The organism is Novosphingobium sp. AP12, from assembly GCF_000281975.1.
Classification (GTDB): Bacteria; Pseudomonadota; Alphaproteobacteria; order Sphingomonadales; family Sphingomonadaceae; genus Novosphingobium.
On record NZ_AKKE01000009.1, the window covers coordinates 40,280 to 54,111 of the forward strand.

At 64.7% G+C, this 13,832-nt stretch carries 10 protein-coding genes; 7 read left to right on the forward strand and 3 right to left on the reverse strand.

Annotated features, from left to right (window positions below; all coding sequences use genetic code 11):
* Positions 1 to 10 precede the first annotated feature (10 nt).
* Together PMI02_RS01210 and PMI02_RS01215 are read left to right on the forward strand one after the other, a co-directional pair.
* Positions 11 to 2,758: a TonB-dependent receptor gene (locus PMI02_RS01210; protein ID WP_007677545.1), complete on the forward strand. Its 2,748-nt coding sequence runs from the start codon at positions 11 to 13 to the stop codon at positions 2,756 to 2,758.
* Between the two features lie 68 nt (positions 2,759 to 2,826).
* Positions 2,827 to 4,230: a DUF1593 domain-containing protein gene (locus PMI02_RS01215; protein ID WP_157222313.1), complete on the forward strand. Its 1,404-nt coding sequence runs from the start codon at positions 2,827 to 2,829 to the stop codon at positions 4,228 to 4,230.
* Between the two features lie 4 nt (positions 4,231 to 4,234).
* Here PMI02_RS01215 and PMI02_RS01220 read toward each other — a convergent pair whose 3' ends face one another.
* From PMI02_RS01220 to PMI02_RS01230, 3 genes are all read right to left on the reverse strand, one after another.
* On the reverse strand, positions 4,235 to 5,008 hold the full coding sequence (locus tag PMI02_RS01220; protein ID WP_007677547.1) for a DeoR/GlpR family DNA-binding transcription regulator: 774 nt from the start codon (positions 5,006 to 5,008) through the stop codon (positions 4,235 to 4,237).
* Between the two features lie 72 nt (positions 5,009 to 5,080).
* The gene (rhaT, locus tag PMI02_RS01225) at positions 5,081 to 6,154 is read right to left on the reverse strand and encodes an L-rhamnose/proton symporter RhaT (RefSeq protein ID WP_007677548.1); all 1,074 of its coding nucleotides are present in this window, start codon (positions 6,152 to 6,154) and stop codon (positions 5,081 to 5,083) included.
* A gap of 33 nt (positions 6,155 to 6,187) precedes the next feature.
* Positions 6,188 to 7,618: an FGGY-family carbohydrate kinase gene (locus PMI02_RS01230; RefSeq protein ID WP_036501730.1), complete on the reverse strand. Its 1,431-nt coding sequence runs from the start codon at positions 7,616 to 7,618 to the stop codon at positions 6,188 to 6,190.
* 115 nt (positions 7,619 to 7,733) lie between these two features.
* On the opposite strand from PMI02_RS01230, the gene PMI02_RS01235 reads away from it, so the two are divergent.
* The 5 genes from PMI02_RS01235 to PMI02_RS01255 all read left to right on the forward strand — a co-directional run bounded on the left by PMI02_RS01235 (position 7,734) and on the right by PMI02_RS01255 (position 13,773).
* The gene (locus PMI02_RS01235) at positions 7,734 to 9,878 is read left to right on the forward strand and encodes a bifunctional rhamnulose-1-phosphate aldolase/short-chain dehydrogenase (protein WP_007677551.1); all 2,145 of its coding nucleotides are present in this window, start codon (positions 7,734 to 7,736) and stop codon (positions 9,876 to 9,878) included.
* Positions 9,879 to 9,903: 25 nt separating this feature from the next.
* Entirely contained in the window at positions 9,904 to 11,196 is a 1,293-nt protein-coding gene (gene rhaI / locus PMI02_RS01240; protein WP_007677552.1) for an L-rhamnose catabolism isomerase, read from the forward strand.
* Positions 11,197 to 11,394: 198 nt separating this feature from the next.
* Positions 11,395 to 12,387 (forward strand): sterol desaturase family protein, encoded by a 993-nt coding sequence (locus tag PMI02_RS01245; RefSeq protein WP_007677553.1) that lies wholly within the window; start codon positions 11,395 to 11,397, stop codon positions 12,385 to 12,387.
* Between the two features lie 130 nt (positions 12,388 to 12,517).
* The gene (locus tag PMI02_RS01250; RefSeq protein WP_007677554.1) at positions 12,518 to 13,210 is read left to right on the forward strand and encodes a hypothetical protein; all 693 of its coding nucleotides are present in this window, start codon (positions 12,518 to 12,520) and stop codon (positions 13,208 to 13,210) included.
* Between the two features lie 299 nt (positions 13,211 to 13,509).
* The gene (locus PMI02_RS01255) at positions 13,510 to 13,773 is read left to right on the forward strand and encodes an O-antigen ligase (RefSeq protein ID WP_007677556.1); all 264 of its coding nucleotides are present in this window, start codon (positions 13,510 to 13,512) and stop codon (positions 13,771 to 13,773) included.
* Positions 13,774 to 13,832 lie beyond the last annotated feature (59 nt).

The following is a 13,832-nucleotide window of genomic DNA, read 5'->3' on the forward strand; positions in this document are numbered from 1 at the left end:
GAGAGTCGAGATGTCCAACGAGGGAAGCCTTCGCAGCGCGGCCAAGACGGCGCTGCTTTTTTCAGCTGCATCGGTGCTAGCGCTGGCAACGTCCGCGAACGCGCAAGAGGCCGTAGGCGGCCAGGGCGCTTCGGAGGCCGCTGACAGCGAGGCCGAGAACGTCATCATCGTCGCGGGCATCCGCGCCAGCCAGAAGGTGGCGATCGACATCAAGCGCGATTCCATCGCGGTGGTGGACTCGATCGTCGCCGAAGACCTTGGCAAGCTGCCAGACCAGAACGTCGCGGAATCGCTGCAGCGCATCGCCGGCGTCACCATCGAGCGCAACCGCGGCGAGGGCCGCTACATCACCGTGCGCGGCTTCGGGCCGAAGTTCAATGCGGTGACCGTCAACGCCCGCACGCTCGCGACCGACAACAACGGTCGCGAATTCTCGTTCGACGTCATGCCTTCCGAGATCATCTCGGGCGCCGATGTCTACAAATCACCCCAGGCCAACATCAACGGCGCCTCGATCGGCGCCACCGTCGACGTGAAGACCCTGCGCGCGATCGACCAGAAGGATGAGTTCGCCATCAGCGCCTCGGCCGGGCAGATGTGGGCGGAACTTGCGGACAAGTTCAATCCCGAGGTTTCCGGTGTCGCCTCGTGGCGCAATGCCGACAAGACCATCGGCATCTCGGTGTCGGGCGTCTACACCAAGCGCGACACCCGCAACGACGAGTTCACCATCGGCGCGGGCCACGTGAAGCGTTCGAGCACCGACTCCTACTACGCTGCCGGCGGCGTTCCGGGCGCGCGCATCGGGCCGAACGTCGCACCGTTCAGCCGTGTCTCGATGCCGTCGAACCTGTCGCCGTTCTTCTTCGAGCGCAGCCTCGAGCGCTACGGCTTCTCTGGCTCGCTCCAGTTCCGGCCCACCGACACGCTGACCCTGTCGGTTGACGGCCTGTATTCTAAGGCCGATTTCCGCGAGCAGCAGACCGGCCTTGCCTACGACTTCTCCGGCGGCACGCTGGTGGAGCAGGTGGTCGAAGGCAACGAGGCGGTCTACCAACGCTACCAGGGCGGCTTTGTCGACCAGATCCTGCAGTACGACCACCGCAGGGTCATGACCAACCAGTTCGGCGCCAACGTCGAATGGAAGCCCACCGAAACGCTCAAGATGAGCTTCGACGCATCGCGTTCCAAGGCAGAGCGGCGCGGCAAGGAGGACAACCTCTTCACCACGATCCGTCGTAAGAACATCGACCTGTTCTTCGATCGCCGCTCGGGCAGCCCGATCTACGAATACGGCTTCACCAGCCCGAACTATCCCAACGCGGCTACCAACCCGAACGGCATCACCGCGCACTACTACATCTGGGGCGGCGGCACCGACGTCGACGACAAGATCGAGGAGTACCGTTTCGACAACGAGTGGGAAGCCACTTCGAATCTGAAGCTGTTCGCGGGTGCCATGTACTCACGGCGCACCAAGACGCTGACCGGCGACGAGATGCCCTTCGGCGAACAGTGCGCCTACTGCGGTTCCGACCGCGTGCTGCCGGCCGCGCTGTTCAGCCCGACCAATCGCAACTTCTTCCAGGGCGGCGGGCCGGACAACATCATCCACGACTGGGTGATCTACAGCCCGCAGCAGCTCGTGGGCGTGATTGACCAGTTCGCCGCGGCGGATGGAAAGGCGTTCAACCCGGCGGTATTCTCACCCTCGGCCTCGTCGGTCGTCGATGAGAAGGTGAAGATCGGCTACGCCATGGCCAACTTCACGACGGACGTTGGCTCGATGCCGCTGACCATCAATGCCGGCGTGCGCTACGAAGGCACCGAGTATACCTCGAACGGCGCATCGCGCACCGTCCTCAGCGCCCAGCCCAACGGGCAGGGGCAGAACATCATCGTCGTCTCGCCAGTCGTGCCGGTGGGTTTCAAGGGCAAGTACCATGACTGGTTGCCCTCGGTGAACATCAAGCTGGAGGCGACCAACGAACTGATCCTGCGCCTGTCCGCCTCCAAGGTGATGACACGCCCGACGCTGACCGACCTGTCGCCGCGTCAGTCGATCCAGACCAACCCCGGCAACGAGACGATCAGCCGTGGTAACCCCAACCTCCAGCCGTTCCGCGCCAAGCAGGTCGAGGGCGATATCGAGTGGTACTTCACCGGCAACGCGCTGCTTTCCGCCGCGGTGTTCTACAAGAAGATCGACTCGTTCGTGACGCTGGTGACCACTCCGCAGCTGGTCGACCAGGTGACCTTCCAGGTCACCGTGCCCGACAACGGCAAGGGCGCGACGGTGAAGGGCTTCGAACTCGGCTACCGCCAGGCGTTCACGACCCTGCCTTCGCCGTTCGACGGCCTCGGCGTGCAGACCAGCTTCAACTACACCAAGTCGAATGCCAACTACACCAACCAGGTCGCCGGCGTTTCCTACGGGCTCGAGGGGCTTTCCAAGAGGTCGTACAGCCTCGTCGGGTTCTACGAGAAGTACGGGGTGCAGGCGCGCATCGCCTATACCTGGCGCGACAACTTCCTGCAGGTCGCCTCGGGCCGCAACGGCGAGCCGGAGTACTTCGACTCCTATGGTCAGCTCGATGCGGGCCTGTCCTACGAGGTGACGCCGCAGTTCACCGTCTTCGCGGACGCGCTCAATCTCAACGACGCGAAGGAGTTCATCTACTCGGTGAGCACGGACCGCACCAAGGAGTACCGCAAGACCGGTCGCCGCTTCTCGGGCGGCGTGCGCGTCCGCTTCTGACGGCCATTGGCGAGGGACTGGGGCCTGCCGCCCTGGTCCCTCGCTCAACCCAAGGAATACGTATGTTCATGAAGCGCCTGGCCCCAGCCCTGCTCGTGCTGGCGGCGCCGGGATCGCCGGCGATGGCAGCGACCACGCCGATGGCGCAGGCGGTCACCGCCAAGCCCCGCGTGATCGTCCTGACCGACGTGGGGTCGGACCCAGACGACATGGAATCGATGGTGCGGTTCCTGCTCTACACCAATGAGTTCGACGTCGAGGCGCTGGTGCCCTCGACCTCGCGGCACCTGAAGGATTCGGTCCACCCCGAACAGATCCTCAAGCGCATCGATGCCTACGAGACCGTGCTCCCCAACCTTCGCGCCCACGCGAAGGACTGGCCTTCCGCCGCCGACCTGCGCGCGCGGGTACGGCCCGGACGGCCCGAATACGGCATGGCGGGCGTCGGGGTGGGCAAGGACACCGAGGGTTCGCGCAGCATCGTCGCCGCGCTCGATAGCCCGGATCCGCGGCCGGTGTGGATCTGCGTCTGGGGCGGCGCGGTCGATCTCGCCCAGGCGCTGTGGTCGCTGCGCGAGACACGGCCGCCGGAAGAGGTAGCAAGGCTCGCCGCGAAGCTGCGCGTCTACTCGATCTCCGACCAGGACAACGCCGGGCCGTGGGTGCGCCGCCAGTTCCCCGACGTGTTCTGGATCGTCAGCCTGACCGCGCACCGGCACTACAACCTCTCGACCTGGGGTGGTATCTCGGGCGACCGGATGTACTATTTCGACGGCCCGGACTTTACGACCGTCTCGAAGGAATGGCTGCGCGAGAACGTCCAGATCGGCCCGCTCGGCGCGCTCTATCCGAACTACGAATTCATCATGGAGGGAGACACGCCCAGCTTCCTCTACCTCGTCTCGAACGGCCTCGGCGATCCCGAGCATCCCGATTACGGCAGCTGGGGCGGGCGCTACGGCAAGGTCTCCGAGTGGGACGGCATCTGGACCGATACCAGCGATCTCGTCGCCGGCACCGACGGCAAGCCGCGCCAGACCAACAAGGCGACCATCTGGCGCTGGCGCGAGGCGTTCCAGAACGACTTCGCCGCGCGCATCCAGTGGACGGTGCAGTCCGCGTTCAAGGGCGCCAACCACGCGCCGCAACTCGTTCTGAACGGCAGGGATGGCACCGCGACGGTCGAGATCGCCGCCAGTCCCGGCCAGACAGTGCGCCTGTCCGCGTCTGGCTCACGCGATCCCGATGGCGACGCGGTGGACTACAACTGGTGGCAGTACCGCGAGGCCGAGGCGGTCAACCGCAACCCCCGCGTCGAACTCCAGCGCGGAGACCCGCAGGAGACCCGCTTCGTCGTCCCCGAGGTGAGCGAGCCCACCCGCTTCCACATCATCCTGGAGGCGCGCGACAAGGGCACACCCGCGCTCACCAGCTATCGGCGCGCGATCGTGACCGTGAAGCCGCGCCGCTGACCGCTCAAGCGATCACCAGCCTCAGGCCGAGCGAGCGCAGCCGGTCGGCCATGTCGGGCGGAATCCCGCTGTCGGTGACCACGGTGCCGACTTCCTCCAGCCCGCACACGATCGCCCCTGAGGATGACGTGAACTTGCTGCTGTCCACCAGCAGGATGACTTCCTCCGCCCGGTCCATGAAGCGGCGCTCGGCGGCCACGAGGATGACGTCCTGCTGCATCACCCCCTGAGGGCCTACTGCGGCGGCACCCATGAACAGCTTGGGCGCATGGAAGCGCGGCATGGATTCCTCTCCGGCGGGCGCAAGGATGATGTTCTGCTCGCGGAACACCGTGCCGGAAGGCAGCAGCACCCGCGTGCCCGGTTGGGGCAGCAGGGCGTCGACGATGTGCAGCGAATTGGTCAGCACCTGGCATTCCAGCCCGGCCAGGTGCGGGCACATCTGCAGGGTGGTCGTGCCCCCGTCGATCATGATGCCCTCCCCGGGGTGGCACAGCTCGGCGGCGGCGCGCCCGATCGCCTGCTTGGCGGGGAGGTTGAGTGTTATGGACTGCTCGAACGGCGTCCCGGACAGCCCCTGAGGCGCCGCCGGCCTGTCCTCCGGCAACCGCGCGCCGCCGTGGACGCGCAGGATGCGCCCGCCTTCTTCAAGCCGCGTCAGGTCGCGCCGGATCGTCGCGGGAGAGGCGCCGAGCCGGGCTTCGAGAGCGCGGTAGCTCACGAAGCCGGTGTCGCTCACCGCTTCCAGGATCAGGCGTTCACGCTCGGTCGAGTGCATCGGGGTCCTTGGTACTGCGTGTTCGAGGCCTATGGACCGTGTTTCGATCAAAATCCATCATCGCCGCTCAATTCAGTGGTAAGCGCCAGTTTCGAGCATGTTGCCCGCCCCGATGATGACCGTCGATCCGACCAGCAGCCCGATGCCCAGGAACACCAGCGCGCGGGTGCGCCGGCCAGCGCCTTTCCACTCCTTGAGCGCGAAGCCCCAGAGCGTCGAAAACAGGATGATCGAGGCCATGTGCAGCGTCCACGAGGAGAAGCCGTAGCGGCCCATCTGGCTCTCGCCCATCGTGTAGAAGAAGAACTGGAAGTACCAGAGCGTGCCGCCCATCGCCGCCAGCAGGTAGTTGGCGAGCAGCGGCGCGCGGCCCGACGCCGGTTCGGTGGAGGCGCCAAGCAACTGGGCGAAGCTGCGATTGCGCTTGATCAACAGGGCGCACCAGATCGCATTGGTGGTCAGCCCACCCGCCAGCACTACGCAAAGTACCGGCAAGCCCTGGTTCAAAGGGTCGGTTCCGGCTGCCAGCGTCAGGTCGCGGATCGGCTGCCCTGCGTCCAGTCCCCATGCGAAGCAGCCCGACATCACGCCCGAGAAGACCGCGATCAGCAGGCCCTTGCGCAAGTCGAACTCGGCCACGCCTTCGGACGCATGCCCGGCCAGATCGCTGTCCTTCGCACGGCCCGCCAGCGCGACGACGACGATGCCGATCAGAGTCACCACGATGCCCAGCAGGGTAAGCTTGCCGCTGAGGCGGGAGGCGATCTCTCCAAGTGTGCCTCGGAAGATCGGCGGCCCCATGGTGCCGATCACGGTGGTCAGCCCCAGCGCGACGGCCATTCCGAGCGAAAGCCCCAGATAACGCATCGTCAGCCCGAAGGTGAGGCCACCGAAGCCCCACATCGCACCCCAGAACCAGCACCACAGCAGCGTACCGCGCGGAGCGGCGCCGAGCACGCCCAGCAGGTCTTCGGTGCGCAGGCTGGCGAAGATCCACGGCGCGATCAGCCACGAGAAGACGCCGCCCACCAGCCAGAAGATCTCCCAGGACCAAAGCCGGATGCGCTTGTAAGGCACGTAGAAGCTGGCCGAGGCGAAACCCCCGATCCAGTGGAAGATGACGCCAAGCGCCGGATTGCCCCCCATCGGTATCACGTCCTCTCGATTATCTTGTTCTGGTCACGCAGGTATGCTCATCGCCGCATCGCGCCATCTCGCCCGGTAGCTGTCGAGATCGCCTGCCAGCGGTTCGACCCGGCGCAAGGCGCCATCGGCTTTCAGTCCAGGGTCGATGAGCCTCAGCGCTCCGAACGAGACATTGTTGTGCGCATTGGCGACGAAGACCTCCGTTTTGGGCCTGAGCGCGGCGAGGGCGCGCACGAAGACTTCGGCCTCGGCAAAGCGGCCCTCGATCAGCAGCCTGTCCTTCGATCCGATGAGGTCGAGCGCGGTATCGGCGACCAGCGCCGCATAGAGGCACACGGCCGCGCGCCGCGCGTACCAGGTGCCCTGCCACTCGACCGGGGCGTTGACCCACCGCGCGTCGCCGGCGGGGAAGGGGCCGAAACCGGGGGCCAGCGTCGGCATCATCATGGTGCGGCGCCGCAGCAGCGCGGGTACTTCGTCCATCAGCTTGGGCTGGTCGGGCCGGATGTCGATGCGGCGGGTGTCGAGCTGGATGATCGTCTCGATCTCGCGACCGCCCATGAACCGCGCGGAGGGCACGGGGCGGCCCAGGACATCGACGTTGACCAGCGTGTCACGCCCCTCCGGCAGGTCGGTGATGGGAACCGCTTCGCGTGCCAGCCGCATCGACACGAACCAGGTGCCGGTGGACAGGATCGTCGCTTCCGCGTCCGCGATCTCGGCCAAACCGCGGGCGGCGAGCAGCGCGGCGTTGGAATCGTGAAGCCCTGCAAGCACTTGCGCGCCCGGCGGAAGGCCGGTCTCGGCTGCGAGGTCGGGGCGCAGCGTTCCGACCACGTCACTTGCCAGTACCACCGGCGCGAACCGGTCGGCCCAGCCCAGCCGGCGCGCCATCGGGGAGAAGCGCGCTTCGGCGGGAGACCACAGGTCGGTATGACAGCCCAGGCTCGTCACTTCGCTGACCGCGCGTCCCGTGAGGAACCAGGCCCAGTACTGCGCCCAGGGCAGCAGCGTGGCGTCCGCCATCGCCTCGGGATGACGCTGCGTCATCCAGTACACCTGCGCTCCAAGGTTCAGCCCTTCCGGCAGGGCCGGAGAACCGGTGATCGCGAAGGGATCACGCTCGGCGCGGTATGCGGCCATGACCTCGGCCGGGATCGCCTGCTCGTAGTCGAGCGGCGCGAACACCAGGGCGTCTCCACCACCGTTGCCGCCCAGCGCTGCAAATCCAGCGCCGTGCGCGACCGGGACGATCGCCTCGACCGGATGGCCCGCCCAATCGCGCAGCGCCGCACGCAGCCAATCGCCGATCCCGTCCGCATCGAGGCAGCGCACGCCATCCTTTTCGCACGCACTATTGGGGCGCACCTTCCGGTCGACCATCTGCCCGGCGCGCGTCCACAGCGTCACCTTGCTCAGGGTCTTGCCAATATCGACGACTATGAAGACGCCTGCTGCGGCCATTCTCTCAGCCCATTCCCGATGAACCATGTCTGCGCACGGCATTCGTTTGATTGAATATGATTGCTTAGTATCGAATCAGATTGAATCTGAAAAGGGGCAATGTTAGACGACGGACATGGACACGATCATTCTCCCCGAAACGACCACCGCTGCCGAAACAGCCTCCGCACCCGCGATTCCCTTTGCCGTGCCGACCAGTCGCTGGGACGAATCGGTGGCGGCCACGCTCAGTCTTCCGCAACAGCTGTTGTACCGCTCCAACCTGCTCGGTTCGGACCTAACGGTCACCAACTTCGGCGGTGGCAACACCTCCGCCAAGCTGGAGGAAGTGGACCCGCTCACCGGCGAAAAGGTCGAGGTGCTGTGGGTCAAGGGTTCGGGGGGTGACATCGGTTCGATGAAGCTGGACGGCTTCGCGACGCTGTATCAGCACAAGCTCCTCTCTCTTGAACAGCACTATGGCGGGCCTGACGACGACGATGAGATGGTCGGCTATCTTCCGCACTGCACCTTCAACCTGAACGGCCGCGCGGCCTCGATCGACACGCCGCTGCATTCGTTGCTGCCGTTTGCGCACGTCGATCACGTTCACCCGGACGCGATCATTGCGCTGGCCGCCAGTTCCGGCGGTGAAGCGGCCACTCAGGCTATCTGGGGCGGACGGATCGGCTGGCTGCCGTGGAAGCGCCCGGGCTATACGCTCGGCGTCCAACTGCGCGACTACGTGGCCGCCAACCCGCAGGTCGAGGGCGTCATGCTGGCGGGCCACGGCATCATCTGCTGGGCCGACAGCGCGCGCGCCTGCTACGAGCATACGGTGGAACTCATTGCCGATGCGGCGAACCACCTCAATTCGAAGCTCGCCGGCAAACCGGCCTTTGGCGGCGCCTCGTTCCCCGACACAGCCTCCGCGGAACGTGCCGCTACCGCCGCCCACCTCATGCCGCGCCTGCGTTCGTTGATGACGGGTGCGCGGCGCAAGGTTGGGCATTTCTCGGATGACGCCGAGGCCTTGGAATTCGTTAACTCCGTGGATTTCCAGCGGCTTGCGGACCTTGGAACCTCGTGCCCGGACCACTTCCTGCGCACCAAGATCGCGCCGCTGACGCTCGATCCTGAACGTGTCCTAGACGACACCTACCTCGCCATGAAGGTCACCGACTACCGCGCGATGTACGCGTCCTATTACGAGCGCAGTTCCCGGACAAATTCACCCGCGATGCGCGATCCGAATCCCGTCGTGGTGCTGGTGCCTGGCGTCGGACGTATGACCTTTGCGACCGACAAGACCACCGCGCGCCTCGCGGGTGAATTTTACGGTAACGCGATCAACGTCATGCGCGGTGCTGAGGCGATCGGCGATTACATCGCGCTTGACGAACAGGAAGCCTTCGACATCGAGTACTGGCTACTCGAGGAAGCCAAGCTGCAGCGCATGCCCGCGCCGAGGCCTCTGGTCGGTCGCGTGGCGCTCGTTACAGGCGGGGCCGGCGGCATCGGCGCGGCGAGCGCGGCACGGCTGATGGCAGACGGCGCCTGCGTCATGCTGGCCGACCGCGACGCGGCGGCGATCGAGGAGGTACACGCCGGTTTCGCAAAGCAATTCGGCAAGGACGTCGTGCGCGCGGTGGTCTGCGACGTGACGGACGAGGCGCAGGTAGCCGAGGCCTTCGCCGCCGCTGCTCGCGAATTCGGCGGTCTCGATATCCTCGTCGCCAACGCGGGCATCGCGTCATCCGCGCCGCTAGAGGAAACAACGCTCGAACTGTGGAACCGCAACTACGAGGTTCTGGCGCAGGGCTACTTCCTCACCAGCCGCGCAGCCTGGCCGCTGCTCAAGGGCATGAAGGAGCAGGGCGGCACCAGCGTCGTCTTCATCGGATCGAAGAACGGCGTGGCGGCGGCGACCAACGCTAGTGCCTATGCCTCGGCCAAGGCGGCCGCCAACCATCTCGCGCGCTGCCTGGCGCTGGAGGGCGCTCCGCACGGCATCCGCGTCAACGTCGTCAATCCTGACGCCGTCATCAAGGGCAGCCGCATCTGGGACGGCGACTGGCGCAAGGAACGCGCCGGTGCTCACGGCATCGACTCCGGCAAGGAACTGGAGGAACACTACCGCCAGCGTTCCATGCTCAAGCGCGACGTGCTGCCGAGCGACATCGCCGAAGCCGTCTACTTCCTGGCGGGCGACCAATCCGCGAAGTCGACCGGCAACATGATAAACGTCGACGCAGGGAACGCGCAGGCGTTCACGCGCTGAAGGTCGACGGGAGAGGATAAGAACAATGCCGACATTGCCGATTTCCGCCGAACTGATCGCCGAGGCCAATGCCCGTGCGGCCGAGGCGCTCGACGACGAATACGCAGCGCTGGGCCGCAAGCTGGAACGCTCTGGCATCGCCATCGACGCGGTAAAGGACAAGGTCGCGGGCTTTTCCGTCGCCGTGCCCAGCTGGGGCGCGGGCCGGGGTGGCACTCGCTTCGCCAAGTTCCCGATCCCCGGCGAGCCGACCAACATCCACGAGAAGCTGGAGGACTGCGCCGTCATCAACCAGCTTTCGCGCGCCACGCCGCGTGTCAGCCCGCATTTCCCGTGGGACAAGGTCAGCGATTATGGCGCCTTGCGCGAGGAAGCCGCCACTCTCGGCCTCGGTTTCGACGCGGTGAACTCAAACACCTTCCAGGACCAGAAGGGCCAGGCGCAGAGCTACGCCACAGGTTCGTTGTCCTCGACGATCGAGGCGACCCGCCAGCAGGCGGTGGAGCACAACATCGAATGCATAGAGATCGGCCGCCAGCTCGGCTCCACCGACCTCACCGTCTGGGTGGGTGACGGGACCAATTTCCCCGGCCAGCAGGATTTAGGCCGCAGCCTCGACCGCTATCTGGACGCGGCGTCCCAGGTCTACGCGGCGCTGCCGGACGACTGGCGCATGCTGCTGGAACACAAGATGTTCGAGCCGGCGTTCTACTCCACCGTCATCAGCGACTGGGGCTCCTCGATCCTCGCCGCGCAGGAACTGGGGCCCAAGGCCAAGTGCCTCGTCGATCTCGGCCACCATGCGCCCAACGTCAACATCGAGCAGATCGTGGCGCGCCTGCACCGCTTCGGAAAGCTCGGCGGCTTCCACTTCAACGACAGCAAGTACGGCGACGACGACCTCGATTCCGGCACGATCAACCCGCACCAGTTGTTCCTGGTGTTCAACGAACTCGTCGAGGCGGAACTCAGCCCGCGCGACGGCTTCAGGCCAGCGTACATGATCGACCAGTCGCACAACGTGACTGACCCGATCGAATCCATGCTGTCCTCCGCCGAGGCGATCGGTTCGTGCTACGCCAAGGCGCTGCTAGTGGACCGCGAGGCGCTGCACCTCTCGCAGGAGGCCAATGACACGATGATGGCCTTCCAGGCGCTGCGCCGCGCCTACAACGTCGATGTCAGCCCGATCCTCGCAAAAGCGCGCGTCGAGGCGGGCGGCGCTGCGGACGTTCTCGCCGTCTACCGCGAAAGCCGCTGGCGCGATCGCAAGGCGCAGGAGCGCCAAGCCGTGGGTCTTGGTGCCGGCATCGTCTGATCCCGGCACAGAGACCACGCACTACCAAATGCGGCGGATCGCCCGGGAATGCTGGGTCGATCCCTGGAAGAACACCCCTAGTTAAGCCCATAATGCACGCCTCTACGTCAAACGACGTAACGCCATGATCCCCCGTTTCAGGTACAACCAAGGAGTGCCGATAGCATCGGCTGCGAAACTTAATCGAGGGATCTCCGAATGAGCGGAACGGTTGCGGCAGAAAAGCCCTCCTATATGGTGAGCGCCCCCGTCACCATGGGACTGGATAACCTGGGCAGGGTGCAAGGTGGGCCGGTCAAGCAGGCTTTCTTCACCCATTTCCAGCCGGCCTTCCTGCTCGCGGTGGTGGCTTTCTATTACTATGCGCCGGCGGCGTGGATCAAACCTTCTGTCACCCTGTGGATCGGGCTCGGCGTCAAGTTCATGATGCTGGGCATGGAATGGATCAGCCCTCGCTACAAGAGCTGGCAGCACACCTGGAAGGAGCTCGCCTGCGACACCTTCTATGTTGCCATGGGCATGATGGTGGTCAGGGTCGTGTTTGGACCGATCAACAGCGACGCGATCCTCTCCTGGTTCCAGGACACGTTCGACATGGCCAAGTTTGCCTGGTTCATCGGAATGCCCCTGCTGCTTCAGGCCTTCCTGATCTCGTTCATCGGCGATTACTTCCAGTACTGGATGCACCGCGGCATGCATAACTGGTACCCGCTGTGGGTCACCCACGCACCGCACCACTTCGTCACCCAGCTGAACGTCCAGAAGGGCAGCATCGGCAACCCGATCGAGATCTTCCTGATCGGCCTCGGCGTGGGCGGCCTGTTCGACTTCCTGCCGCGCGCCGCGCTGCTGGCAGGCGCTTTCGGCCTCGCGGTTAGCAGCTACCAGCACTGCAACATCCGCTTCAACACCCCGAAGTGGTGGTTCAAGATCTTCAACACCACCGAGCACCACAGTCTGCACCACGCACAGGACTACGACAGCACCCGCAGCAACTATTCCGGCACCTGGATCTTCATCGACCGCATCCACGGCACCTGCCGCGACGGTGAGGCCGAGCTGCTGGGCCAGGAAGGCGGCCGCCGCATGTCGATCTGGGAAACTATGCACTATACCTTCACCGAGCCTTACAAGGTGCTCAAGGAAAAGTTCGCCCGTCGCCAGCCGATGACCGCGATCCCGGCGGAGTGAATCGAAGCCGTTCGGCTGCATGAGTTGAAGACCCCGCTATCTCCGGGCCGGCACCGTCGAGGTCAGGCCGGCCCGTGTCGCGGCGCGCGCGTGCCTTGAAGGCCGGGGCCCTATCCAGAGGAATACCTTTGTGAAGCTACGTTTCTTAGACTGGATCTGGCGGATAAAGGGAACTTTCCCGATAGACCCGCCCCAGTCCGCTGCGGAAGCCTTCGGCAAGCTCGATAGCCTGCTGCAGGAAAAGAACACGACCTACCGGATCCAAGGCGATACGCTGACCTTCACGAAGAAGGCCCAGCTGCCCCAGGACAAGATGTCGGTTTTCGACGCCGGCACCTGGCGTGTCGCGGATGGCGTGCTGCGTTACGACATGACGAGCCGTGCGTTGCTCGCGTGCTTCCTGGCTCCGTTGCTTTTCTTTGCCGTCGGACATATCGGCGTGGCCCTAGACCAATGGCGAAATCCGCCGGAAGTGGTGAAGGCGAAAGAGGAAGCGGCGAAGAAGAGGTCGAAGATCAAGGCCGAAGACGTGCCGATGAATTCGATCGACCAGTTCCTTGGCGCTCCCAAGCCCGAGAAGAAGAAGGGTGCCGAGGAGATCGGCAAGCGGAACCGGAAACCCTCGATGACGACCGCCTATGTCTTCATGGGCATCTTCTTCGCTTTGTGGGTCATGGGACGGATACTCGAGCACAGGCTGATCCACTCCCGTCTCCGCCGAATACTCGCGGGCGAAGATTTGCTTCCAGCGGCCGCTTCTGCCGGCGATGGGGGATCTCCGTTCGTCCACAACGGCCTGGAAATGAGCCATTCACGCATCTGAACGCGGGCCGGCAGTGCTGCCGGCCCCTTTCCTGTTTCCAGCCTGCACGAAGCCAGGGGCTCGTCCGTCCGGATGGCAACCAAATCACCGTGTCCGCGTGAAGTTACTCCCTTCGTGATGCCCGGCCTTTAGACCCGAACGACCAAGGCTTCCTGACAGGAAGCCAGGCTCTCTTGGCGACCAGAATGGCTGGCGTCTTGCATCCGGCGTCCAAATTAAGGCCGCTTGACGTTGCGCGAGTGGCCGCCCTGGCCGGGGTCCTCGTCCTGAGCGCATTGCTCTTCTAGCCGCTGCTCGCAATGGTTCAGGAACTTTCGGACAAGGATGCGGGTTTGACCGGCCGGGCCTACCTTTGGTACCGCACAGATTTCATCATAGTCCAGCGCCCATGGCTCGGCATGGGGTATTTCGGATTCTGGACTCCTGCGAATCCCGATGCGATCGGTTTGTGGCGCTTTTTCGATCTTGGGCAGGAGAGCACGGGCTTTTCTTTCCATAACAGCTATATCCAGACCATCATCGAAACCGGATATATCGGTGTCTCGATCATGGTCGGATGCTGACTTCTCGGAAGTGTCACGCTGCTGCGGCGCATTGTTCTGGTCCCTTCTCTGGCCAACTG